Consider the following 26446-nt stretch of genomic DNA (forward strand, 5'->3'; position numbering starts at 1 on the left):
ACTTTAACAAACTTAAGTTCAATATTTAGTAATTTTGGATATTTAATAAAAGTATTAAATAAATGTATTGATGCTTATTTACTTTGTTTAAAGCATAAAAAAGCGACCCATTAAGGATCGCCTTTTTGTATTATTTTAAGCTTTTAAGTTAAATTAATAGTGTTAGCTTCTAGTTAAAATTTTGTTTGGCTTGATAAGATAGTTTAACACCGAGAGCAAAACCATCGTTGTCTTCAAAATTACTTACTACAGTTTTACTAGGTATCTGACCATCGGCATCACCGAACCATAGATATTTACCACCAGCAGAAATAGCCCAGTTGTCAGTCAAATTATACTTTGCGCCAAGACCAGCACTGTAATAGCCATCAATAGGACCTAGAGAAGTGACTGGATTGCCAGCACCACTATCCCAACCAACCGTACCTGTCACCGCTAATACTGGCGTTAAACGTTTAGCAAGACCTAATTCAACTTGCCACTGGTCTTTATCATAGCTGACCAAGTCTAAACCTTCAACTGGAATACCAGGCTGACCTGCTAGTTTTTGGCTAGTCTCATTGTATAATGATGGCGTAATCGCAAAATCACTCCATGGTACCCAGCGTACTTTTGCTGTGGCTAACATAGTTGGATTAATACCCGTTTGGAAATCAAAGTTCACTGACTTAGGGGTAGTAATCTCAATAGTATCGATTCTATTTGGTGAAAGACCAACTCTCTGGGCGAAAGGATAGATTTCTGCAGCCTGTGTATTATGCTCAATTTCTGAACGATACGTTAACGCTGCTTGCAAGGCAATCTCAGGCTTGCTATAAGCGACGCCAGCTAACCAACCATAGTCCTGATCAGCACTGATGTTAGTAGTATAACCATTAGCGATACTATAAGCAGTTCCACGCAATTTAACATTGGCTTTCACACGCTGGGCTACTGGACCGCCATATACTTGGAAGTTCTTATTTTCGCCAAGTTTTGCGCCAACAATGCCAGTGATGCTTTCAGTACGAACTTCAACATTGGTACCTTCACCATTTCTAGTTGAAAGAGGATCTTGATCTACAAAGTCATTCTTGCCACTATAGTCAGCCGCTGCACCAAAAGGCTCGTCATATAAAACACCAACGCTAAACGTGTCATTGATATCGGCTTTTACACCATAACGAAAGAAGTCATAAGACTCGGCAATATCATCAATCTTGTTATCTGACGAATCTTTACCAGTGACATCGCCATCGATGTAAGTATAAACCGCTTCAGCGTATAGACCATCTTGCAAAAATGCAGTGATGTCTTGGCCTGAACGATCAAGACCTGCCGCACTCGCCACACTAGCAATAGAAAGAGTAGCAATTGCTACCGTGAGGGTTTTAAGATTAAAATTTGCGCCCATTGTGTATCTCCAAACATCCACGTTGTTTACCGCTATACCGAACTTTGTTAGGTAGGCGATACATAAGGTGAAGGATACTAATGTTTTTCTTACACTAAAACAACATCATTTCTCTAATGTGACTGAACAGTCACTGGAGAGTATATTTATTTAAAAATACACATATAAATTTAATAAAAGTAGTATCGCTTATTTGCTATTTATCGTTAGCGATTAATATGGTTAGTAATGTGGTGGTCTATCTGCCATGACGTCAAAGGGTGCCACGCCTCCTTCTCCATCTTGGCTTTCAACTTGCTTATAAATAAACTGTAGTTGTCGTTGTAGCGTTTGGATATGTTTATCTTGACGGGTAATGACATCGTCAAGTCGTTCTACCGTTAGCTCAAGATGGGACATGTTCATTTGTAATTCGACCACTTGCGATTGTAAATCAACTTGTGTGGCTAAGCTTTCGGTTTGAAGATTGGATAGGTTTATACTTTGTGGGTTTGCTTCATTCATATTTTTCTCAATACTAGATGCGATGGCTAACGATGGCTAAAGCCTTGGTAAGATAGGATAGGTTGCTTGATAAAATAACCGGCATAAAATCATGCTGATAAATCCATTTACGCGCACTACAGTTGCGTAGCAGCATGTTATACTGCTCGCAATTTCGCAACAACCCCTACCTCACTATTATATAAGCTTAAGATACTCTATGGCACTGATACATTTAAAAGATATTCACCTTGCCTTTGGCGTCGCTCCTGTCCTTGATGGTATTGACTTTGCTATCGATGCAGGCGAGCGCGTATGTTTAATTGGCCGCAATGGCGAAGGCAAATCCACCTTATTTAAGCTGATTAATGGCACATTATTGCCTGATAGCGGCGAAGTGATCATTAATAATAGCGTACGCGTCGCAATGCTTGAGCAGGATGTGCCCGAGACTAGCGGTAAAATTTTAGATATCGTCATGGGTGGTAGCAAACGCACTGCCGAGTTGCTGACCAACTATAATGCGCAAACTGATTTATGTGCCAATGGTGACATGGATGCCTGTGAGCGTATGGCAGACCTGCAGCATGATATCGATGCGGTACATGGTTGGGATTTAGAGCGTGAAGCAACCCGTCTCATCACGACGATGGGTCTAGATCCAGAAGATGACTTGTCCTCACTATCTGGTGGTCGTAAGCGCCGTGTTTTATTAGCGCGCTCTTTAGTGACCACGCCTGATGTGCTACTTCTTGATGAGCCAACCAACCATTTAGATGTTGATAGTATTGAGTGGCTTGAGCGCTTTTTATTAGATTGGCAAGGTCTGACATTATTGTTCGTTACCCATGATAGAGCGTTCGTTAATAAATTATCGACTCGTATCATTGAGCTTGATCGTGGTCAATTAACCAGCTATGACGTTACTCAAGGTGAAGGTGGCTATGCACGTTACCAAGAGCTAAAAGAGCTGCAATTATTAGCGGAAGAAAAGAATAATGCTAACTTTGATAAAAAATTAGCACAAGAAGAAGTTTGGATTCGCCAAGGTATTAAAGCACGTCGCACCCGTAACGAAGGTCGTGTCCGTGACTTAAAAGCATTGCGTGAAGAACGTGGCGAGCGCCGTGAACAAGTTGGTAACGTTAATATCACCATGGGTCAAGGCGAGAAAAGTGGCAAGCTGGTCTGTAAAGTTAAAAATTTACACCTACAGTATGATGACCATGTCCTGGTCGATAACTTTAGCACCACCATCATGCGCGGTGACAAAATCGGTATCGTCGGCCCTAATGGCGCGGGTAAAACCACGCTCATTAAAGCCCTACTCGACATGTCAGACGATGATGTGATCAAAACTGGCAGCGTTGAATTAGGTACTAACCTAAAAATCGCCTTCTTTGATCAGCTGCGTGACCAGCTAGATCTTGAAGCCAGTGTGGCTCATAACGTTTCAGAAGGTTCTGATTTCGTCGAAGTGGGTGGTCGTAAGACACACATTATGAGCTATCTACAAGACTTCTTATTTGCCCCAGAGCGTGCACGTACGCCAGTAAAGGCCCTATCAGGGGGCGAACGTAACCGTGTATTACTGGCCAAGCAATTATTAAAGCCTGCCAATATCCTTGTACTCGATGAGCCTACCAACGATTTGGATATGGCAACTCTTGAGCTACTAGAAGAGTCAGTCGCCAGCTTTGGCGGTACGATTTTGCTCATTAGCCATGACCGCTCATTTATGGACAACGTTGTCACTTCTACTTGGGTATTTGATACCGATGAAGATGGCAAAGGCACAGTCAGCGAGTATGTCGGTGGCTATCAAGAGTATTTGGTACAAAAAAATCGCGAAGAAGCAGCGAAAACAGCTAAATCTTCTGGTAACAATACCACTAATAGCAAATCTGCCAATAAATCAGCGGCAGCAGCGAAACCTAATAACGCCGCTAAAAAGCTCAACTTTAATGACCAGCGTGAGCTTGATGCCTTACCAAAAGAGATTGCTACTTTAGAAGCTGAACAGAGCGAGCTAGAAGAAAAGCTGGCTGATGGGTCTTGGTTTAATCAAGACTTTGATGCGGCAACGGCTGCTAGTGAGCGTTTACTTACCATTGAAGATGAAATGATGAATAAGCTTGAGCGCTGGAATACGCTTGAAGGCTAATGCTATCAGAACAGTATTAATAGTTGCACACTTACCTTTAATAGCAGCTTTATTTTAAAAACCTACTATTAAAGGTAGTTCTATTTATTACCAATCTATATTCGCTTCACTTTAAAAAAGCAAAGTATTGCTGGTATAAATTTTTCGAAGCCTCTGTCTGGCAAAGTGCACAGCAAGCGAGAAATGTTTATACCAGCATAATATTATGACAATCGTACGTATTTTATTTTGAACTTACTATGTCATTTAGAGCGGTAATAAATAGCTTACGACTACTTACAGGGTAGTGAGGTGCTGAAAGTTAGTGAACATTGTCTTGATTTCAAGTATCATTCCCTATTGCTGAATATCCTTAATAATTATAAGGTCATTATTCATAACATCCTTGATGATATCTTGGTGGCATAAAGCTTATATTAAACACTGATAATCAAGGTTTTTTAGAGTGATTATCTTGTTTAATACTCTAGTGCGCCCTATCGAGGTTGCTTTATTTTTAACACAATAATTTATTTTATGACCAAAATAGCTTAGAATAGCAACAATTAGCAAAATTAGGCACAGCTAACGTGGCTTGTTTATTGGTATTGTAGATTTTCTAAGCCACAAACCCAGTGTGGGATAATCCCATTTCATTCACCTGGAGGAAGTATTAATGAGCCATGCCGAAGGCGTTAACGTACAACGTCGTAGAGTTCTTATTGCCTCGACTGCCGTAATTGGTGCAGCTGGGGTAGCTGCTGTGGCAACACCATTTGTCCGGTCTTGGACCCCCAGCGCTAAAGCTGAGGCTGCAGGTGCTGCAGTCACCCAAGATATTGGTTCTATCGAAGCAGGACAAATGGTTGTCATCAAATATCGTGGCAAACCTATCTTTGTGGTCAAGCGTACTGAAGAAATGCTGGCCACACTAGAGTCAGTAAAGTCATTACTATCCGACCCTGATTCCGACGCATCTTTGCAACCTGAATATTGTAAAAACCCAGGACGCTCACTTTCACCAGAGATATTGGTGGTAGAAGGCGTCTGTACACATTTAGGCTGTGCACCAAACTACCGTCCTGATGTTGGCGCAGCCGACTTGGGTGGTAATGATTGGTACGGTGGATTTTTCTGCCCATGCCATGGTTCTAAATATGACTTAGCGGGTCGCGTTTATAGTGGTGTACCTGCACCGCTTAACTTACCTGTCCCAGATTACAACATGGATGGTACCATCTTGACGATTGGGGAGGCTTAATATGAGCATGGGTAAAAAGTTAATGCATTGGGTGGACGCGCGCTTTCCAGCGACTGAAACCTATGAATATCATATGTCGAAGTACTATGCACCAAAAAACTTTAACTTTTGGTACTTCTTTGGCGTGTTATCTATGGTGGTATTGGTCAACCAATTGGTGACTGGTATCTGGCTAACGATGATGTACAACCCAAGTGCCGAAGGGGCATTTGCGTCTGTTGAATACATCATGCGTGATGTCAAAGGTGGCTGGCTCATCCGTTATATGCACTCGACTGGCGCATCAGCGTTCTTCGTCGTGGTGTATCTGCATATGTTTAGAGCCTTGCTATATGGTTCATACCAAAAACCACGTGAGCTTATTTGGCTTATCGGTATGGGTATTTACTTGGCATTGATGGCAGAAGGTTTCTTCGGTTACCTACTCCCTTGGGGCAACATGTCATTCTGGGGTGCACAGGTTATCTTGAACCTACCTGCTGCCTTACCGGTTATTGGTGACGGTCTTGCTGAATGGGTACGTGGTGATTACATTATTTCAGGTATCACTTTAAACCGTTTCTTTGCCTTGCACGTAGTCGCTATTCCACTAGTGCTTGTCGGCTTAGTCTTTATGCATTTAGTGGCACTGCATCATGTTGGTTCAAACAACCCTGATGGTATTGACATTAAGAAGCTAAAAGATAAAAACGGTGTGCCATTAGATGGTATCGAATTCCATCCGTACTATACCGTGCACGATATGGTTGGTATTGTTGTCTTCTTTATCTTGTTCTTTTCAGTGGTATTCTTCTTCCCAGAAGGCGGCGGCTTCTTCCTTGAGCCACCAAACTTTGAGACAGCAAACTCATTGAAAACACCAGCACATATTGCACCAGTATGGTATTACACGCCTTTCTATGCCATCTTACGTGCGGTTCCAGATAAGCTTGGTGGTGTAATTGCCATGGGTGCTGCAATCGCCTTCCTGTTCTTGATACCATGGCTTGATAGATCGCCTGTACGCTCTATACGCTATAAAGGCATTTTATCTAAAATTGCTTTAACCGTGTTTGCGATCAGTTTCTTAGTTTTAGGCTATTTAGGTGCGACACCAACAACGCCAACAGCAACATTGATGGCTCGTATCTTCACTGTGTTGTATTTCTTGTTTTTCTTACTGATGCCAATTTACACCTCTATTGAGAAGTGTAAACAGCCACCAGAACGCGTTACCGGAGGTCACTAATGAACACGCTAAAAAAATTCCTAGCAGGTTTAGGCTTAGGCGCGGCATTAACCTTGACTGCTGGTACGGCACTAGCAGCAGGTGGTGGATGCGGTACGTTTACCAATGCTGATGGTGTTGAAGAACACTTAGCTTGTAGCACAGCCCCTATTGATTTTACCAATAAGGGTTCTCTACAAAACGGCGCGAAGACGTTTATGAACTACTGTGCGGGTTGTCACTCAGCACAGTACGTTCGTCACTCGCGTATTGCTAAAGACTTAGAGATACCGCCTGAGCTGGTCGAAAAGTATCTGATGGTCACCACAGATCAAATCGGTGACCATATCAATGCTGAGATTGACCCTGAAGTGCAAGCATCGTGGTTTGGTGCCGCACCGCCGGATTTATCGCTTGAGACCAGACTGCGCGGTGATGACTGGGTTTATACCTATCTATTATCGTTCTATGAAGATCCAAGCCGTCCTTGGGGCGCTAATAACTTAGTGCTTGCAAACGCTGCAATGCCTCACGTCTTGCATAATATGCAAGAAGAGCTTAGTCAAGAAGAGTTTGAATCTGAAGTCGGTGACTTGGTTAACTTTATGGCGTGGATGGCTGAGCCTGTTCGTCATGACCGTCAAGTCATTGGTTTCTTCGTAATTTTATTCTTGTTAGTTTTACTGATTCCAGTTTACTTGCTCAACAAAGAGTTCTGGAAAGATGTAAAATAAACAAGAATTAAGAAAATAGAAATTTAGTATGATATTAATAAAAGGCACTACCTCGGTAGTGCTTTTTTTATGTGTTGACCGTCAGTAAATCATCCGCTAAACAATAGGCTCATGCGTAATGTTTACGGATGCTGCCTTGATAAATAGGTCGACTTTGTTTACGATGACAGGCTTTACTATTAACATTAGGCTTTCATGATTGATGCGAATGACATTCCAAGTAGTCAGCTAATCTTATATGCTGATGACGGCTACGACAGTCATGTGGTACGCCTATTACTTGAAGAAAAAAAGCTCGCTTATTATTTATCACGTCTACACTCCGAGCGCCCAGAGGACTTGACCGAACTGAATCCTTATCACACTTTGCCCGTTCTTCAGCAGCGTGAGATTGCCCTCTATGAGATTAACGTCATCTTCGAGTATCTTGAGGAGCGTTACCATGCAAACAAACTGCTGCCTGATACACCGCAAGAGCGTGCACAGTTCAGGCAACTGGCGTGGCGCATTCAGCGTGATTGGCTGGTACTGGGTAAGCGTTTACTGATGCACCCTGATAGCTTCAACAAAGCACAAGCAGCCATCGCTAAAAAACAGCTAACTGATTCATTGATTACTTTATCACCGCTATTTGCGCATAAACCTTACTTTATGGCGGATGAATTTGGCTGGTGTGATGTACTGCTAGCGCCTTTATTATGGCGACTTGAAGAGATGGGTATCGAGCTACCTCGTGCTATTAGCCGTCCATTACTTGAGTATCAAACCCGAATCTTTGAGCGTAAAAGCTTTCAAAAAAGTGTGCGTTGATTAGACAATCGCTTGTCGCTGTCTTAGAATAAGAAATCATTAAACCTGCCTCATTTTCTAGAAATCAATAAAAATAGGTAGCAAACCCCTTATTAACTATTATTTAATATCATCAATATAGGAAGCCAAAAGATGAGCGAAACCACGTCTATTACCCCAACACGTCCCTATATGGTGCGCGCGCTATATCAATGGATAGAAGACAATGCGCTCACACCGTATCTGATGGTTGATGCTACCGCTGAGAACGTACAGATTCCAACGGAACATGTGCAAGATGGGCGTATCGTACTCAATATTGCCAGCCGTGCTACGGGTAATATGAGTATGGAAAATGACTATATTCACTTCAGTGCGCGCTTTGGTGGCGTATCACAAGAGATTTGGGTACCACTGACGGCGGTGCTAGGTATTTATGCTAAAGAGAACTCGCAAGGGATGTTTTTTGATCCGAATGAATATGACAACTATCAGCCTGAAGATGACTCGGTAATGAGTCCTAAGATAACCAGCGCAGCTCCTAAGCCGAAACGTGATAATAAAGCTGGTTTAAAAGTTCTAAAATAATTAAACCTGATACATAAAAAAGCTAGCCATATTAAATATGGCTAGCTTTTTTTATTACTCTTCTAAATGAGCTGAATGATTAAAATAACCATTAAGTTCTTGGGTAAGCGCTTATCTAAGTTCTTGGTAATGTCACGCCGCGTTGACCTTGGTATTTACCACCACGATCTTTATAGCTGGTCTCACAGACATCATCGGCATCACTTTGGAAAAACAGCATTTGTGCCACCCCTTCACCCGCATAAATACGCGCTGGCAGATTGGTTGTATTACTAAACTCTAAAGTGACGTGCCCTTCCCACTCAGGCTCAAGTGGTGTGACGTTGACAATAATACCGCAGCGCGCGTAAGTTGACTTACCTAGGCAAATAGTCAATACGTCACGTGGAATACGGAAATATTCCATAGTACGTGCTAATGCAAATGAGTTTGGCGGAATAATACACTCATCACCAATGACATCAATAAAGCTTTTTTCATCAAAGTTTTTAGGATCGACAATGACTGAATGGACATTGGTGAATACTTTAAACTCAGGGGCGCAGCGTACATCATAACCATAGCTTGAGGTGCCGTAGCTGACCAAACGCTCGCCGGCATCATTGAAGCGTACTTGACCTGCTTCAAATGGCTCAATCATGCCATGCTCTTCAGCCATTTTACGAATCCAGCGGTCAGATTTGATAGACATTGTTGTTCCTTAGCAAATATTAAATAGGGACTATGATTTGAATAGTATTTTGATAGCGACGATTATACGGAATTGATGGCGCGATTTATAGAGTCAGCAGCACTTTAAAACCAATACGTCCAATAACCCACTTATCATCACCCTATATTTTTACAAGCTACCATTTGGCAAAGTGATCTTCAGCCAGCCCAGTCACTTTATCTAGATGAATGATTTTATCTCCAATACGTATCTCACCGCTATATTCGCCTAGCCATTGTTCAAAAATACTGGCAACTATGCCAAAGTTATCGGTTTTTTTATAAACACTGATCGGCGTAAAGATTAAGTCGATATCAACATTACTCCAGCCTAGGTTTTGATGATAAATACGCCAAGTCTGCTCAGCTTTGATGCTTGACTCTTCAACAGATTGATCTTGCTGACTTAATGTTAAATTGACATTTTTACGAGCAAACATCACGGGCGGCAAATAAGCTATCTGCCCATCAAGCCAGCAAGCATTTTCACTAGCGCCTGTCTCATTGACGCCCATCGCTAGGTTTAAGGCAAAATGGCGACCATCTGGCAAGTAGCTATTAATACAGCTCCAAAACCAATTGGTTTCATGGCGCATATAGCCTAGTGTCCAGTCTAGATTGGCGATAGTGCTATCGGTAAAATCTACTTGTTTAGTGTGAGGTTCTATATTAAATATTGAAGCAGACTTGATTAAGAAATGCCCAGATATCGCCGTGAGTGGTTCTTTTTGCGTAAACGTCCAGCCACGTCTGCCAGTGGGTGTACATATCGCTAGCGGCTGCGCTTTCCGCTCTAATGTTGCATGAACCTCTATATATTGACTGCCTAGCGCCACTTTGATTTTCGAGGGAGTAAAGTCTAATGTTACGGTGAGGTTAGCATGCGCAAACGCCATCTGCCCTTGGTAACAATCACCTTCTAGCTGCGTATGACGAGTCAAAGGCTGTAGTGCTTCACAAACTTCCAACTGCTCAGTGTCGTCATTATAAAGATAAACAAAAGCACTGGTCGCAAGCTTAATCGTCGCTAATGCTAAACAAACTCGATAAGGTGGCTGAATAATTTGGATAAAGCAGAATTGATTGGCTTTTAGATTTTTGCGCCAATTGGGTAAGGACTTTTGCGAGATAAGATGGCTGTGGTAGTCCAAATAATTGATGCTTTTGACTTGAGAAAATACCCCAAAAGTAGGTTGGCCGTTTTTAATAAGTTGGTCGAGAGCAACGGGTCTTAAATTGGTTGCTAAATGCTGTTCATTTTGATTTTGATTCATGATTGCGGCATCCTAGCCAAATTTCTCTAAAGGGACTATCTGCCCTTGGTAGCTAACGGTGGTATGTACAACTCTTCTTTTCGCTTGTGAAGAAGCAACAAAAAACGCTTCTCTAATAGCTTTAATTTCAATAGCTGTTAATCCATCAGCCAATTCTTCAGTTACATTAGCTACTGCAAAAGCACTCACTCCAAATGAATGCTTAGGAAATTTAAGGAGTAAATCAGTAAGCGCTTGTACTGTTTTAAGAAAATCTGCAACTACCATACGGCGATTACTAAAATTAGCATTGATTTGATGGCGTTTGCTACTACCATCTTTGTAGTAGCAAACGGTAATCAATTGATTGTTTGATAGCTCAATCTCGTATATCGGCGGCCGGAATAATTGTAATACATTATATTTTTTTGGAGTTTCTTTAAGATGCCTTTCATAAGTAGATAAGTTCACAACATTCTCTTTTTATAAATACTAGTGTTTTAAGAGTTAAGACTGGAACATTACAACCGATCATTCATTAAAAAATACGCTTATCGTCGACTGGCTTAGCAAACTTATCAATATTGGCTTCGATATTTTTAGCAATACTCAAATAATATGGCGCAAACTCATCATCAACTAAGACGCTTGGCTCACCTTTATCCACTTGCGCGCGAATACCACTAGCGAGTGGTAGCTGCCCTAACAGTGGCACATGATATTGCTCGGCAATACGCTCGCCACCGCCGACACCAAAAATCGCTTCGGTATGATTACAGTTGCTACAAGTATGTAGCGCCATGTTTTCGACCACGCCAAGTACCGGAATATTGGTTTTATTAAACATCTCGATGCCTTTTTGCGCATCCAATAGCGCAATATGCTGCGGCGTCGTGACAATCACCGCACCGGTCACCGGAATGCGCTGTGCTAATGTTAGCTGAATATCGCCGGTACCTGGCGGCATATCAATCACCAAGTAATCTAACTGTGGCCAGTTGGTTTGATTGTATAGTTGCATCAAAGCACCCGTCGCTTTAGGACCGCGCCACGCGACAGGCGTATTGTCGCCATCAAGTAGGCTACCAATCGATAACATCGCCATGCCATGAGCATTGATAGGAATGAACTGTTCATTCTCTAGCTCAGGCTTTACCTTATCCACGCCTAGCATGGTCGGCATACTAGGGCCGTAAATATCCGCATCGAGCACGCCAACGCGGTTGCCTAGCTTTTGTAATGCTAAGGCAATATTGACCGTGGTGGTTGACTTACCGACGCCGCCTTTACCAGAGGCCACGACGATAATGTGGCGAATATGAGGATGTGGAGGAAGTGATGCTTGGGTAGGAGCCGCCTTAGTAATGGGTGGTTCTATGTTTGGTGATTTTGTATTAGTGACGGGCTTCGATGTTGCTTTGCTATTATTACTCATTGCATCAATAGTCTTAGGCATCTGCTTAGGCAAAGTTTTAGAATCCCCTTTGGCAGGCGCTGGCAGGCGCACATTCATATGAATGACCTTGATACCGTGCGGATGTAGCAATTGTCCAAGTTCTTGCTGAATAATCTCCGGATCACTAGCATGCGGCAAGCGCAAATCCAAAGTCAACTGGTCACCGGCGCGCTCAAGCCCCGTTACCATAGTAGCAATACTGGTACTACCAACCTGATAACCTAACAGTACCTTATCAACGGCACTATCAAGCTCAGCTTGCTGCTGCGGAGTCTCGGATTTTGAAGATCCTATTTTTTTTATAAAGTTAAACATAGCTACCTCTATAGATGGTTAAGTCTGGCAAATTCCAATAACGCTTTTTCAAATAATATTTTAACGAAAAAATATATTCCGAAACGATTTAGCTAGACGGTTTTATGTATACAGTGTAGCTCAATGAGAGGTATAAAAAAACCACACTGTCAGTAGGTCTGAGCTTTGCACGATGTGTCTATACTGTCGTATATTTTCGCCGATTTCTATCTTTTAAACGACCTTAACCTATCGCCAAAAACTTTGAGGCAATAAATAGATAAATAAGCACGCCTGCCGCGTCACAAACTGATGTGATCAAAGGCGCACTGGCAGTGGCAGGGTCAAAGCCCAGTTTGTTCAATATAAAAGGTAGACTCATACCAATCACACAACCAATCATAACCACGGACATCATGCTCATTGCCAGCACTAAAGAAACAACGGCATCGCCACGCACATAACCGATGATGGAGATAGCCACCGCCATCGTAGCCCCGAGCATTAAGGCGACCATTGCTTCACGGCCTAGTAATGAAAACCAATCACGCATGACCACATCGCCAGTTGCCAAAGCACGTACCATCAAGGTCGCCGACTGTGAGCCTGCATTACCACCGCTATCGACTAGCAATGGTAAGAAAAACACCAATACTAGGTTTGCTGCTATTACATCTTCAAATTTTGCAATGCTCAGCCCTGAAAGCAAGTTGCCAAATACTAAAAATACCAGCCAAAATACCCGCTTACGATATAAAACTCGAATACTGACATCTTTTAAACGACCTACCATCGTAGAGACACCGCCTGACTTATGAAAATCATCGGTCGCCTCATCACTCGCCACATCCATCGCATCATCATGCGTGACAATACCGACTAAAGCACCACTTGCATCGGTAATAGGCAAGGAGATTAAGTCATAACGGGCGACGGTCTTAGCAACGTCCTCTTGATGATCGTTCACATCACAAGATATGACGGAGCTGAGCATAATGTCCTGAATTAACTGCTCTGGTGACGCTAAAATCAGTACTCTTAATGACACCACACCGAGCAGCTTACGGTCATCGTCGATCACATAGGTATGATAAATGGTTTCAGCGTCGGGCGCTTCTAATCGTAATGCATCTAATGCTTCAGAGACAGTCATCTGAGCACCTAAAGTCGCATAGTCAGAGCTCATCAAGGCACCGGCAGTGCGCTCTTCATAGGCAGATAAGCGTCGGATATCTTCGCGCTTTGCTTGTGCTAATGCCGGTAACAAGGCATCTCGTTGATCTTGGCTTAGGTGCTTATATAAATCCGTACGCTCATCAGAAGGCATTTCGCCTACTAGCTTCGCTAAGATAGCTCGAGGGAACACATAGGCCAGTTCAACTTGAATATCCGCGTCTAAATAGGCAAATATCGTCGAACGATTGGGCAGCTGCTCTAACAATTGCCAAGCAAGTCTAGGCTCAATAAGTGCTATCACATCAGCGATATCAATAGGACGTAACGTTTGAACTTCTTTAATCGCTTGCTCAAAATGCTGTTGCTCGATAGCACGGCTTAGTTTCGCTGCAAAACCCAACGCAAAATCTTTATTATTTATCATTTTATTCCTTGCGCCCAAATCGATGCAGCAAGCGCTCATAAAAAAGAGCCAATACAATTGGCTCAAGTTAATATAAAGCTAGATGCTACTGGATTGGTCTTTTTTTATCAAGCTTTGGGCTTTTTTAGCAAGCTAATGACTATTAAGCCAAAAAACACCAATCAAAACGATTAATTCATAAACCATCCATGGCTGGCAACGATAGATTGTCCAGTAAAGACATTCGTTGGAAAAGCCGCTAAAAATAAGGCTAATTGAGCAATATCATCGACAGTGGTAAATTCTTTATCGACCGTATTAACCAGCATAATATCCTTGACGACCGACTCTTCACTGATACCTTTTTCGGCCGCTTGTTGCGGAATTTGCTTTTCGACCAAAGGCGTTTTGACGAAACCTGGACATATCACATGTGAGCGTACATTGTGCTCAGCGCCTTCTTTCGCCAATACACGGCACAGCCCAAGCAGACCATGTTTTGCCGTAACATAAGGCGCCTTAAACATTGATGCTTCATGCGAGTGCACAGAACCCATATAGATGACCGTACCGCCTTTATCATCTTTATACATATGCTGTACGGCGGCTTTGGTGGTTAAAAATGCCCCATCCAAATGAATAGCGAGCATTTTTTTCCAATCTTCAAACGCCATTTTATTAATCGGATCGATAATCTGAATACCGGCATTGGAGACGAGAATATCAATACCACCAAAGGTATCGACCAGCTGTTGCACTCCGTGGTTGACGGCACTCTCTGAAGTCACGTCCATAGCAATCGCGAGGGCGCGTCCGCCCGTAGCTTCGATAGCATCAACCGTTTTCTGAGCAGCTTCAAGATTGATATCTGCAATACCCACCGCTGCCCCTGCTTTGGCATAAGTTTCAGCAATATCACGTCCGATACCACTTGCGGCGCCAGTGACCAATGCCACCTTGCCTGTCAAATCCTGTTGTAATTGGGTCGCCATATATTGTCCTTAATAATGGGTAATGATGTGTAGTAATGAATTAAAGCTATAAATAAGCCCCTAAAATATAGTGGCTCTTAAACAACGCATTAAGCAGCCTTTCTAACATCCGATATAACATCAAAACTATTGGGCAATATTTACTGGTGTTTTTTCTTGTAGCTCTTCAAAACTGACACCTTCTGCTAGCTCAACCAATTTCAGTCCATTGTCGGTGACATCTAATACCGCAAGCTCGGTGATAATACGATCGACCACCCCTTTACCCGTCAATGGCAGCTCGCAGTTGGCTAGAATTTTTGGCTCGCCGTGTTTATTGACTTGTTCCATCAGAACAATTACACGCTGTACACCTGCAACCAAGTCCATCGCGCCGCCCATACCTTTGACCATCTTTTTGGGAATCATCCAGTTCGCCAAATCGCCATGCTCTGAGACTTCCATCGCGCCCAATATCGCAAGGTTAACATGTCCGCCACGAATCATCGCGAACGACTCTGAACTACTGAAATAACTGGCACCTGATTCTGCGGTCACGGTTTGCTTGCCAGCGTTAATCAAATCGGCATCTACGTTTTCTGCCGTTGGAAACTCGCCAATACCTAACAAGCCGTTTTCTGACTGTAGCCAAACATCTACGTCTTCAGGTATATAGTTGGCCACTAAAGTGGGTAGACCGATGCCTAAATTTACATAATAGCCATCTTGTAGCTCTTGTGCGGCACGCTGTGCCATCTGCTCTCTTGTCCATGCCATGGTAACTTCCTTATTTTTCACAATACTTTATTATTAATTTAATCGTTTAAAAATATTTCGATAAAGCCCTTAACTAAGTACTTAAGCGCCTTCGACTGCTTTAGTCGTGGTTTTTTCGATACGCTTTTCAGGGTTACTATTTAAGACAATACGCTGCACAAAAATACCCGGTAGATGAATTTCATCGGGATTGAGCGTGCCAGTCTCTACAATCTCTTCAACTTCAACAATAGTAATCTTGCCAGCCATCGCGCAGTCTGGATTGAAGTTACGCGCGGTTTTATTAAAGATTAAGTTCCCTGCTTTATCGGCTTTTTGCGCTTTGATAAGCGACACATCGGCACGTAATGAATGCTCAAGTACATAAGTACGACCGTCAAAATCACGCGTCTCTTTGCCTTCAGCGACTTGTGTGCCAACGCCAGTTGCGGTATAAAATGCAGGAATACCTGCACCGCCTGAACGCAGTTTTTCCGCCAATGTACCTTGTGGAGTCAGCTCAACTTCTAACTCGCCTGCCAAGTATTGACGCTCAAATTCTTTATTCTCGCCAACATACGATGAGATCATTTTTTTGATTTGGCGGGTTTGTAATAACAGTCCTAAGCCAAATTCATCGATACCGGCGTTATTACTGATACAGGTCAAATCTTTAACACCACTATCGCGCAGCGCTTCAATTAATGCTTCAGGAATACCGCACAGACCAAAACCGCCGATAGCGAGAGTTTGTCCATCACTAACGATACCTTTTAACGCCTCTTCGGCGCTGCTATATACTTTTGATTGACTCATGCTTATCTCCTTGCAAGTCTCATTTTTATTATTCATAACTGATTTGTCATCATTGATTTTTGCGTATGTAAACCACTAGATTATTCATCATTTTTGTATTTATATTAATACATTTTCTATCGATATATTATAAAAACAATACCTCTGATAACTTAACATATTATTCTAGCAGCGACTAGAGAATAATATGAAGCTCATATAAAGTAGTGCATAGAAGGTAGTGCAGCTTGAATCATACAGAATAGATCACTACCATACTTATCTAAAATTATGTTTGATAAAATACGTTAAATCACCCGTTATGTTTAATTTTATTGACCTATTTCTCTGTGCCCTGCATAATCTCAGGCTTAACTTAGCCAAGGAGGGCGGTCATGTTTAGTACATTTTCTATCGTTATTACTTTGTTATTATTGATGTTCTTTGCTTATCGCGGCTATTCCGTGCTGATTTTGGCACCGATTATGGCCGCTTTAGCGGTACTACTTTCAGGTGACTTTCTAAGCACTATTCCCGCCTATACCGATGTATTTATGGGCGCATTGAGTGGATTCTTACTCAAATTCTTTCCTATCTTCTTATTGGGCGCACTTTTTGGGCGTTTGATGGCGGACTCTGGCGCAGCAACAGCGATTGCCAATACCGTGGTCGAAAAGCTTGGTGCCAGCAAAGCTATTCTGTCAGTGATTCTAGTTTGTGGCATTTTGACCTATGGCGGCGTGTCGTTATTCGTCGTGGCATTTGCCATTTATCCAATCGCCAAAGACTTGTTTAGAGCCGCAGATATTCCTAAGCGCTTGATTCCAGCAGCGATTGCACTAGGTTCATTCACCTTTACCATGACGGCATTACCAGGCACACCCGCCATTCAGAATGCCATTCCGATTCCTTATTACAATACCAACGTATTTGCCGCGCCTATTTTGGGTATCATCGGCGGTACTATCATGTTTATCTGTGGTTGGTTATGGTTGCAGTCACGAGCCCGAAAAGCCAATGCAGCAGGTGAAGGTTACGGTCAGCATGATGATAGTGATGTGGGCGGTATTGGTGGAACTACAGCGGATACTAATTTGCTCAGTACGCATCATACGTCATTTACCGTTGCCATGATTCCATTGGTCTTGGTTATCGGTCTAAACGCTTTATTGACTTACTTCATCTTCCCATCGATGGACTTTAGTGGCTTACAGACCCAGTTCCCAGACTTGAATATCGCAGGCTCACTCGGGCTGTGGTCGATTATTATCTCATTGGTTGTAGCTTGTGTGGTGCTAATCGTCATGCGTATCGGTCATTGGACAAATCTGCAAAAAACCATCAACCGTGGTACTTACGATTCGATGTTGCCGATTTTTAACACGGCATCAGAAGTAGGTTATGGCGCAGTTATCGCCTCATTGGCAGGCTTTCTCATCATTCGTGATAGTATCTTAAACCTAACCCCTGATAATCCATTGATTTCAGAAGCCGTCGCTATGACTACGCTAGCGGGGATTACTGGTTCATCGTCTGGTGGTTTGAGTATTGCGCTATCGACATTGGGTGAAGATTATTTAAGAATGGCAGTCGCCGCTGGTATTGATCCAGAGCTGATGCACCGAGTCGCTGTGATGGCAGCGGGTGGTTTAGATACCTTGCCACACAGTGGCGCAGTCATTACCTTACTGGCGATTTGTGGTCTGACGCATAAACAATCCTATTTGAACGTGGCAATGGTCACCATGGTTATTCCACTGATTGCCGTAGCAGTAGTCATTACTTTAGGTACGCTGTTTGGGTCATTCTAATTCATTTAAATGAATCCATAATAAGTAGCTATAAACCATTAGGTTTCATGATTATCACTTAATACTAAAAACCCACTGAGCAATTACTTGGTGGGTTTTTTATGGCGGTTCGATCATAGTTAACTAGAGACAGTATGACTATCGACGTCTCATAAAAGAATGACACTCTATAGGACGTGTAGAGTTAATTACCGTATTAATTACTGAGGAATATCACAAATTTAGCCGAATTACGGTATCATAGGCACACTTTTTTAATTTCTATTGATAATCAATCCGTTTATATAAAAATATAGGTGATTTTGTGCGTGAGATTCTAGTAACCAGTGCCCTGCCCTACGCCAATGGCGACATCCATTTGGGGCACCTTGTAGAGTATATCCAAACTGATATTTGGGTGCGAGCGATGAAGGCGCAAGGTCATCAGGTCACTTATGTCTGCGCTGATGACGCTCATGGTACGGCCATCATGCTCAAAGCCGAAGACAATGGCATCACTCCAGAGCAGCAAATTGCCAATGTACAAGCCGCTCATGAGGCTGATTTCGCTAAGTTTTTGATTGATTTTGATAATTATCACTCAACCCATTCTGCAGAAAACAAAGAATGCTCTGAGCTGATTTATCGTCGCCTTAGAGACGCTGGGCATATCTCTACCCGCGACGTCGAGCAACTATTTGATCCTGAAAAACAACTGTTTTTAGCCGATCGTTTTGTCAAAGGCACTTGCCCTGAATGTGATTCGCCAGACCAATATGGTGATAACTGTGAAGTATGTGGTACTACCTATGATGCAACAGACCTGAAAGATCCGCATTCAACGTTATCAAATGCCACGCCTGTGCTTAAAACCTCTAAGCACTATTTCTTTGACTTGCCTGGGTTTGAGCAATTCTTAAAAGATTGGACGCGTAGTGACAATCGCCTACAAGTGTCAGTCGCCAACAAACTACAAGAATGGTTTGACGCTGGACTGACCAGCTGGGATATCTCGCGCGATGCACCCTACTTTGGCTTTCAGATTCCAGATACCCCAAGCGATGAGCCAGACAAATATTTCTATGTCTGGCTTGATGCGCCTGTCGGTTACATGGCAAGCTTTAAAAACCTATGCGAGAAGCGTGCTGGTACCGATGAGGCGCTTGATTTTGACCGTTACTGGATGCAAGAAAACGAGCATAAAACTGAGGTTTATCACTTCATTGGTAAAGATATTGTTTATTTTCATGCGCTATTTTGGCCAGCAATGCTTGCTGGTAGTGAGTTCCGTACGCCAACCGGTGTCTTTGCTCACGGTTTCTTAATGGTTAATGGCGAAAAAATGAGTAAGTCACGTGGTACCTTTATTAAGGCTGACACTTACGCTGAGCATCTACATCCTGAATATCTGCGTTATTATTTTGCCAGCAAGTTGTCTGACAAAGTTGAAGATATCAACCTTGATCTAGAAGACTTTATGCAAAAGGTCAATTCTGACTTAGTCGGTAAAGTGGTCAATATTGCCAGTCGCAGCGCTGGGTTTTTGGTCAAAAAATACGACGGCATGCTAACAGAGGTTTGTGCAGAGCCGCGTTTATTAGAAGATATCACCAAAACGGGCGACGAGATTGCCGCCGCTTATGAAAACCGTGAGTTCTCGCGGGCCATGCGCTTAATCATGCAATGTGCGGACAAAGCGAATGAGTATATCGACGAGAAAAAACCATGGTCACTTGCTAAGCAAGAAGGCTCAGAGCAAGAAGTTCAAGACGTCTGTTCAGTAGCGATTAACATCTTCCGTCAATTAATGGTATATCTTGCGCCCGTATTGCCTGAGCTGACCGCCAATGCCAAAGAATTCTTAAACATTGATGATTTAAGTTTTGCCAGTCGTAATGAGTGGTTACTTGGTCATAAAATCAGTAAATTCAAACCACTGATGCAGCGTATTGAAGAAAAAGACGTTGCAGCGATGGTTGAGGACTCAAAAGCATCATTAGGCATAACGGCGACACCAACCGCTGCTCAAGACGCAAAACCAGTGGCTAAAAACACTCAGCCAGCAGCGAAAGATACTGATGCAAGTGCAGAGCAAGCCGATTACATTGGTATTGACGATTTTGCAAAAGTTGAGATGAAAGTGGCTCATGTCATAGCATGTAACTATGTCGAAGGTGCTGATAAGCTACTGCAATTTACCTTAGATGTAGGTGAAGATCAGCCGCGCAATGTCTTTAGCGGTATTCGTAAATTTTATGAGCCTGAGCAATTGCTTGATAAAAAGGTGATTTGCGTGACCAATCTTGCGCCGCGTAAGATGAAGTTTGGTATCTCAGAAGGCATGGTGTTATCGACAGGCAATCCAAAAACCCAGCTAACAGTCGTTACACTACCTGATAACTGTGTTATCGGCGATGTACTGGCCTAAATAGCATTGTTATTACTGATGCATTGAATAATGGAGAATAACAATGGTATTGCTAAGACTGTTGGCAGATATTCTCCTTTATTTAACCTTTGGCTTACTTGTTTATTGGTTTTTTAGCAACGATATAACCGCCCTTTGGATGGCTATTGGCAGCGGTATTATTAGCGCCTTATTATTCATATATACGGCGGAGATAAATCGCTCACGACGTTACCGTCATTCAGAGCCTTCGCATATATGGGATTGGTTTGACTTTATTGATATAGTCGAGATTCCATTACGCTTGCTTTGGTGGTTATTTAGCAATATATGGCGTATTTTCGATTAATAACCAAACAACAAACTTGACCATAAAGAAGATGTCCTAGGTGGCATCTTTTTTATGGTTAAAATAAATGAGAAATCATTTAATAAAACACTCAACACACGCCTTATTAATACTCGTGACGAATACGCTTCAATTTCTTATTGCCATAAGTTACATTACTGTCATAATATGAACGTAATGATCTATGGATTGATCACTTTGATGTTAGCCCGTTATCTCAGTATACGCATAGCATTGACTCGGGTAACCTGCATTTTCTAACCTACGAGCCAGAATAAAATGACCTTTACTACCCTACGCCTCAGCCTATTTGGCGCTGCTATTAGCGCCGCGCTTGGATTATCAGGCTGCTCTAACTCTACCGACACTGCCACCACAACTGACAGTGCTGTCACTACAGAAAAACCCGCTAAAACGTTGGCTATCACTCAGATTGTTGAGCATCCATCGCTCGATGATATGCGTCGCGGTATCATTGATGAGCTGGCAAATAATGGTTACATCGAAGGTCAAAATCTAAAAGTTAACTTTCAAAGCGCTCAAGGCAATACCGCCACAGCAGGACAGATTGCTAAGCAATTCGTTGGTGATAATCCCGATGCAATTGTGGCTATCTCTACCCCATCAGCACAGTCTATCGTTGCCGCAACTACGACGATACCGATTGTGTATACCGCTGTTTCAGACCCACTTGGTGCCAAACTTATTACGGCAGACGGCGAACCTTTTCAAAGTAATTTGACCGGACTCTCAAGCCAATTACCTTTAGAGCCGCAGTTAGATTTGTTACAGAAAATTAAGCCCGATTTGAAAACTATCGGTTACGTTTACAGTCCTGGTGAAGCCAACTCTGTATCGCTACGTGATGAGCTTAAAAAAGCATTACCAGCAAGAAATCTAGCGTTATTAGATATTCCGGCCAACCGCCCAACCGATATCGGGATGGCAACACGCAGCTTACAAGGGCGCGCCGATATCATTTATACTTCATTTGATAATAATGTCGCCTCAGCTTTTGAAGCGATGACCCAAGCGGCCAATGAGATTCGCCTTCCAATCGTTGCCTCTGATGAATTCAGCGTCCAACGCGGTGCAACTGCAGCGCTTGGCGTCAATGACTATGATTTTGGACGTGTCACTGGCAAGATGGTTTACCGGATTTTAAATGGTGAAGCGGTCAATACCATTAAGCCTGAAGTGATGAACGATTTAACCTTGTATATCAGCCCTAAACATGCCAAAGCGCAAGGTGTGAGCTTACCAGCTGATATGCTCAAAAACGGCATTAATGTTGATGAAAAAGCAAAAACTGCCAGCAAATAATCGCTGTTGGAATTGTAGTAATGAACAGATAATAGATAACTTATAACAAGCACTGTTTATAACCGCTGTAAGCACTACCCTTTATTTATCTTTTATATAATGTACGGACACATTATTATTTTCAGGAGTAAGACCCATGTTGTATCAAAATCGTTTTGCTAAAGCTCTATTATTGGGCGGTGTTTGTACCGCAATTTTGACAGGTTGTAACCAGCCAGCAAAAGATGCTGGCACTGATGACACTGCGACTAGTGGCGATGCCAAAACTGCGATGAAAACGGTTGCGATTACCGCTATCGTTGAACATCCAGCCCTCGATGACGTGCGTAAAGGCGTCATCGATGAGCTAAACGAAGCCGGTTTTAAAGATGGCGAGAACTTAAAAGTCAACTTCCAAAGCGCGCAAGGTAATACCGCGACGGCGGGTCAGATTGCCAAGCAATTCGTCGCAGACAATTCAGACGTTATCATCGCTATTGGTACACCATCAGCCCAGTCAGTAGCTGCTGCGACCAGCAGTATTCCTTTAGTATTCTCAGCAGTCACCGATCCTGTTGAAGCTAAACTGGTGTCAAAACTTGATGGCTCTGGCACTAACGTCACCGGTGGTTCTGATGCACTTCCTTATGAGCCACAAATCGAGTTGATGCGCCAAATCATTCCTAGCTTAAAAAATGTCGGCTACGTTTATAGCCCAGGTGAAGTCAACTCAACGATCATCTTAAAAAACCTAAAAGAGAAACTAGCACCACTTGGTATCAAGGTACATGAAGCTCCTGCCCAGCGCAGTACTGATATCGCTATGGCAGCACGCAGCCTTGAAGGTAGGGTCGATATGATCTATACCTCAACGGATAATAACGTCGTCTCAGCCTACGAGTCACTGTACCAAGTCGCTAAAGAAAGTAAAATCCCGTTAATTGCTTCTGATACCAGCTCAGTTGAGCGCGGTGCTATTGCTGCATTAGGCGTTAACTATTATGATCTTGGCCGTGAAACTGGCAAAATCGTCGTACGCATCTTAAATGGTGAAAAAGCAGGTGCAATCCCAGTATATACGCCGCAGGTTCTTGACTTATATGTCAGTCCGAAACATGCTAAAGAGCAAGGGATAACTTTACCGCAAGCTGTTATCGATAAAGCTAAAGAAGTGGTAGAATAGCGCTTTTTAACAATTACAGAATAAAATAGACGGCTATAGAGCACGCTTAATTAACCATTCTAATTGAAAAGTTAATGCGTGCTGGTCGTTAGTTTTATCGTAATACTATTAATTACAACCTGTTCAACACAAATAACCCAGCTATCGCTCAATCAGCTGGGCTTATTTTTTGGTATTTATATTTTAAGTACTTAAAACTTAAGTGACTGGAGTAACTGGCAACGATTTAAAATGATCGTTTTAGACTCAAGCTTTCAATAAAAATCACTTATAATGCTAGCTAATTGTCATATGTTTTTGCAATACTTTTGGTCTACCCTAACCGCAGATTGTTTAATCTGTTAAATTCACCGCTTAGACGTTACGCTAATAGATAATTCTGGTATTTATATTTATATATACCCGTAGCCTATTCGCTAAACGCTTGGTTATGACTTATTGATCTCCTATGTCCTTAATTGCTTTTTTTGGTGCGCTTGAAAGTGGTCTGATCTATGGTCTCGTGGCACTTGGCGTCCTGATCTCATTTCGCACCCTCGATTTTCCTGACTTAACAGCTGACGGTAGTTTTCCGTTGGGTGGCGCAGTTGCTGGCATCTCTATCGTTGCTGGTGTTAATCCTTGGCTTGCTTGCGCCTTTGGGATGCTTGCAGGTTCTGTCGCCGGTATCGTTACCGCTTGGCTACACGTCAAGCTGGGTATCTTACAGCTGCTTGCCAGTATTTTGGTCATGGTGGCACTATATTCTGTCAACCTACGTATTATGGGCGCACCAAACTTGCCATTATTAGGTGAGAAAACTGTGTTTAGCTCACTGGTTACTGATGGCAATGGTTATTGGATGCGCTGTTTGATTATTGGCGTGGTAGTGATACTGGCTAAGCTGTTGTTAGATTGGTTTTATAATACTGAAACAGGTCTCTCTATGCGCGCGACTGGCTCAAACCTACGCATGGCGCAGGCACAAGGTATCAATACCTCGTGGATGACCATCATCGGCATGGCAATCTCTAACGGGCTGATTGCGTTAGCAGGGGCATTATTTGTCCAAACCCAAGGCGGTGCGGACATTTCTATTGGTATCGGTACGATTGTTATTGGTCTGGCAGCTGTCATCATCGGTGAGACTATCATTCCAGCCAGACGTATTTGGCTGATCACAATTGCCGTTATCCTTGGTGCAATACTGTATAAGCTATTTATCCAAGTCGCTTTATCGAGCGATACCTTACGTAGTATTGGCTTTGGCCCGCAAGATTTGAACTTGATCACTGCTCTGTTAGTAGTATTTGCTTTAGTGTTACCAAAAGCCAAAACCAAGTTTTTAAGCCGTAAATTACGTGCTTAAGATTAATGAATACAAACAGCAATAAGATTAGCAATAAAAATTATTTGGCTCGCCAAGTTTGAATAAGCGTAAGGAATAACAATTATGATGCAAGCCAAAGATTTACGGTTGACCTTTAATCCGGGAACACCCATTGAAAACCCTGCCCTACGCGGCATCAATTTAAACATTGCTGATGGCGAATTTGTGACAGTTATCGGTACTAATGGCGCAGGCAAATCAACTTTTTTAAATGCGGTCAGCGGTACTACGCGCGTGGATAGTGGCTCGATATTACTTAATGGCATTGATGTCACCAAAAAAACCGCTCATCAGCGTGCCAATTGGGTAGCACGGGTATTTCAAGACCCGATGGCAGGAACCTGTGAAGCGCTAACGATTGAAGAAAACATGGCGCTCGCCTATAAACGCGGTGGTAAACGTGGTCTAAGCTTTGCCCTAAACCCGAATAATCGTGAGCTGTTCCGTGAAAAACTTTCTGTCCTAAAATTAGGATTAGAGAATCGCCTAACTGACCGTATGGGACTGTTATCCGGTGGTCAACGTCAAGCAGTCAGCTTACTGATGGCATCGCTGCAACCGTCTAAGATTTTATTATTAGACGAGCATACGGCTGCCCTTGACCCTAAAACGGCGGCTTTTGTATTAGAGCTAACCGATAAAATCGTGACGGATAATAAGCTGACAACGATGATGGTCACTCATTCTATGCAACAAGCCTTGGCGCATGGCACAAGAACGGTGATGCTACACCAAGGTGAAGTAGTACTCGATGTCGCAGGGGATAAGCGTCAAGGTATGACCGTTCATGATTTACTCGATATGTTTGAGCAAACTCGCGGTGAAAAAGTTGACGATGATAGTTTGATTCTAAGTTAATTAACTTATGCTAAATGCTGCGAAAAAACCCTAAAAATTCAGCTTCATAAAAGACAAAAACGCCTGCTTAATAGCAGGCGTTTTTATGGAAAAGGATAAAATTTAAGAATAATAAGCTATGTCTCAAAACTTCATCTCAAAGACTTCATCTTAAAGCTTAAGAATCTAGCATAACCAACTTTTGAATCAACTCACTGACATGCTGTGATTCCATCTTTTTCATCACTTGCGAGCGATGGACTTCAACCGTTCGTACAGACACATCTAAATGATCAGCGATGATTTTATTAAGATTACCTTGCATCAGCTCATTGGCGACCTGTCTTTCTTTATCGGTCAGCTGCGTGTAAAGTGTACGAATATAGTAGAGCTTGGCACGTTTGATGGTCAAGGTCTGAGCACTATTAATAGCTTCTTGCAGACGGCGGCTACCGATAGGTTTTTCTAAATAATCCGCAGCGCCTTTTTTGAGCATAGCGACTGCATCGGCAATCTCGCCATTACCGGTTAAGGCAATCAATGCGATTGGGCTATCGTGTTTATTGAGATACACTTGTAATTCCTGACCGCTCATATCGGGTAGCATCAAATCACTCACCACTACTGCTGGATCGTAGATATCCACTTGCTGCAAAAACGTTAAGGCACTATCCCAAACTTGGGTAGGGAAACCTAAACTACTAATCAAAAACTCACACGAATGGCGCACACTTTCCTCATCATCAATAATATGAATGACTAGTTGCGCGCTTGGCACCTCAAAAGAAGTCATACG

The 26446-nt window shown here is 42.7% G+C and carries 23 protein-coding genes; 12 read left to right on the plus strand and 11 right to left on the minus strand.

Features of this window, described 5'->3' with window-relative positions:
* Window positions 1-169: 169 nt before the first annotated feature.
* Together EPB74_RS05215 and EPB74_RS05220 are read right to left on the minus strand one after the other, a co-directional pair.
* Window positions 170-1393 (minus strand): OmpP1/FadL family transporter, encoded by a 1224-nt coding sequence (locus EPB74_RS05215; protein ID WP_274903175.1) that lies wholly within the window; start codon window positions 1391-1393, stop codon window positions 170-172.
* A 222-nt stretch (window positions 1394-1615) separates the two neighbouring features.
* Window positions 1616-1897, minus strand: a complete 282-nt coding sequence (locus tag EPB74_RS05220) for a SlyX family protein (RefSeq protein ID WP_274903176.1) — start codon at window positions 1895-1897, stop codon at window positions 1616-1618.
* 199 nt (window positions 1898-2096) lie between these two features.
* Here EPB74_RS05220 and EPB74_RS05225 point away from each other — a divergent pair, with 199 nt between their 5' ends.
* From EPB74_RS05225 to EPB74_RS05250, 6 genes are all read left to right on the plus strand, one after another.
* Window positions 2097-4040, plus strand: coding sequence for an ATP-binding cassette domain-containing protein (locus tag EPB74_RS05225; RefSeq protein WP_274903178.1), 1944 nt, complete (start codon window positions 2097-2099; stop codon window positions 4038-4040).
* A 655-nt stretch (window positions 4041-4695) separates the two neighbouring features.
* The gene (petA, locus tag EPB74_RS05230; RefSeq protein ID WP_274903180.1) at window positions 4696-5280 is read left to right on the plus strand and encodes a ubiquinol-cytochrome c reductase iron-sulfur subunit; all 585 of its coding nucleotides are present in this window, start codon (window positions 4696-4698) and stop codon (window positions 5278-5280) included.
* 22 nt (window positions 5281-5302) lie between these two features.
* Window positions 5303-6508 (plus strand): cytochrome b, encoded by a 1206-nt coding sequence (locus tag EPB74_RS05235; protein ID WP_171996386.1) that lies wholly within the window; start codon window positions 5303-5305, stop codon window positions 6506-6508.
* Window positions 6508-7221 (plus strand): cytochrome c1, encoded by a 714-nt coding sequence (locus EPB74_RS05240; protein WP_079692124.1) that lies wholly within the window; start codon window positions 6508-6510, stop codon window positions 7219-7221. Before EPB74_RS05235 ends, EPB74_RS05240 begins: the two co-directional genes overlap by 1 nt.
* Window positions 7222-7416: 195 nt before the next feature.
* Window positions 7417-8031, plus strand: a complete 615-nt coding sequence (locus EPB74_RS05245) for a glutathione S-transferase N-terminal domain-containing protein (protein WP_079692125.1) — start codon at window positions 7417-7419, stop codon at window positions 8029-8031.
* A gap of 132 nt (window positions 8032-8163) precedes the next feature.
* Complete coding sequence (locus tag EPB74_RS05250) at window positions 8164-8598, plus strand: ClpXP protease specificity-enhancing factor (RefSeq protein ID WP_089554087.1); 435 nt, start codon at window positions 8164-8166, stop codon at window positions 8596-8598.
* 115 nt (window positions 8599-8713) lie between these two features.
* Here the strand turns inward: EPB74_RS05250 and dcd are convergent, their stop codons facing one another.
* The 8 genes from dcd to EPB74_RS05290 all read right to left on the minus strand — a co-directional run bounded on the left by dcd (window position 8714) and on the right by EPB74_RS05290 (window position 16434).
* Window positions 8714-9289: a dCTP deaminase gene (dcd, locus tag EPB74_RS05255; protein ID WP_011513914.1), complete on the minus strand. Its 576-nt coding sequence runs from the start codon at window positions 9287-9289 to the stop codon at window positions 8714-8716.
* A gap of 157 nt (window positions 9290-9446) precedes the next feature.
* Window positions 9447-10583 (minus strand): DUF2804 domain-containing protein, encoded by a 1137-nt coding sequence (locus tag EPB74_RS05260; RefSeq protein WP_274903182.1) that lies wholly within the window; start codon window positions 10581-10583, stop codon window positions 9447-9449.
* A gap of 12 nt (window positions 10584-10595) precedes the next feature.
* On the minus strand, window positions 10596-11033 hold the full coding sequence (locus EPB74_RS05265; protein WP_274903184.1) for a hypothetical protein: 438 nt from the start codon (window positions 11031-11033) through the stop codon (window positions 10596-10598).
* A gap of 67 nt (window positions 11034-11100) precedes the next feature.
* A complete protein-coding gene (apbC, locus tag EPB74_RS05270) occupies window positions 11101-12333 on the minus strand; it encodes an iron-sulfur cluster carrier protein ApbC (RefSeq protein ID WP_274903186.1) in 1233 nt (410 codons plus the stop codon).
* A 223-nt stretch (window positions 12334-12556) separates the two neighbouring features.
* The gene (gene mgtE / locus EPB74_RS05275; protein WP_274903188.1) at window positions 12557-13912 is read right to left on the minus strand and encodes a magnesium transporter; all 1356 of its coding nucleotides are present in this window, start codon (window positions 13910-13912) and stop codon (window positions 12557-12559) included.
* Window positions 13913-14082: 170 nt separating this feature from the next.
* Window positions 14083-14883 (minus strand): 3-hydroxybutyrate dehydrogenase, encoded by an 801-nt coding sequence (locus EPB74_RS05280; protein WP_089554083.1) that lies wholly within the window; start codon window positions 14881-14883, stop codon window positions 14083-14085.
* A gap of 126 nt (window positions 14884-15009) precedes the next feature.
* Window positions 15010-15639 carry a CoA transferase subunit B gene (locus EPB74_RS05285; protein WP_274903189.1) on the minus strand — a complete coding sequence of 210 codons (630 nt, stop codon included), beginning with the start codon at window positions 15637-15639 and terminating at the stop codon, window positions 15010-15012.
* Window positions 15640-15720: 81 nt separating this feature from the next.
* Window positions 15721-16434 (minus strand): CoA transferase subunit A, encoded by a 714-nt coding sequence (locus EPB74_RS05290; protein ID WP_079692133.1) that lies wholly within the window; start codon window positions 16432-16434, stop codon window positions 15721-15723.
* Between the two features lie 374 nt (window positions 16435-16808).
* Between EPB74_RS05290 and EPB74_RS05295 the strand changes: the two genes are divergently transcribed.
* The 6 genes from EPB74_RS05295 to EPB74_RS05320 all read left to right on the plus strand — a co-directional run bounded on the left by EPB74_RS05295 (window position 16809) and on the right by EPB74_RS05320 (window position 25671).
* Window positions 16809-18224 (plus strand): GntP family permease, encoded by a 1416-nt coding sequence (locus tag EPB74_RS05295; RefSeq protein WP_274903191.1) that lies wholly within the window; start codon window positions 16809-16811, stop codon window positions 18222-18224.
* Window positions 18225-18528: 304 nt separating this feature from the next.
* The gene (gene metG / locus EPB74_RS05300) at window positions 18529-20631 is read left to right on the plus strand and encodes a methionine--tRNA ligase (protein ID WP_274903192.1); all 2103 of its coding nucleotides are present in this window, start codon (window positions 18529-18531) and stop codon (window positions 20629-20631) included.
* 607 nt (window positions 20632-21238) lie between these two features.
* On the plus strand, window positions 21239-22282 hold the full coding sequence (locus EPB74_RS05305) for an ABC transporter substrate-binding protein (protein ID WP_274903194.1): 1044 nt from the start codon (window positions 21239-21241) through the stop codon (window positions 22280-22282).
* A gap of 136 nt (window positions 22283-22418) precedes the next feature.
* Window positions 22419-23444: an ABC transporter substrate-binding protein gene (locus tag EPB74_RS05310; RefSeq protein ID WP_274903196.1), complete on the plus strand. Its 1026-nt coding sequence runs from the start codon at window positions 22419-22421 to the stop codon at window positions 23442-23444.
* A 448-nt stretch (window positions 23445-23892) separates the two neighbouring features.
* Window positions 23893-24792: an ABC transporter permease gene (locus tag EPB74_RS05315; RefSeq protein WP_089554078.1), complete on the plus strand. Its 900-nt coding sequence runs from the start codon at window positions 23893-23895 to the stop codon at window positions 24790-24792.
* Between the two features lie 84 nt (window positions 24793-24876).
* On the plus strand, window positions 24877-25671 hold the full coding sequence (locus EPB74_RS05320) for an ABC transporter ATP-binding protein (protein ID WP_089554077.1): 795 nt from the start codon (window positions 24877-24879) through the stop codon (window positions 25669-25671).
* Window positions 25672-25828: 157 nt separating this feature from the next.
* On the opposite strand, the gene EPB74_RS05325 is transcribed toward EPB74_RS05320, so the two are convergent.
* Entirely contained in the window at window positions 25829-26443 is a 615-nt protein-coding gene (locus tag EPB74_RS05325; protein WP_089554076.1) for a response regulator transcription factor, read from the minus strand.
* Window positions 26444-26446 lie beyond the last annotated feature (3 nt).

This window comes from Psychrobacter sp. DAB_AL62B (genome assembly GCF_028895345.1).
GTDB lineage: Bacteria > Pseudomonadota > Gammaproteobacteria > Pseudomonadales > Moraxellaceae > Psychrobacter.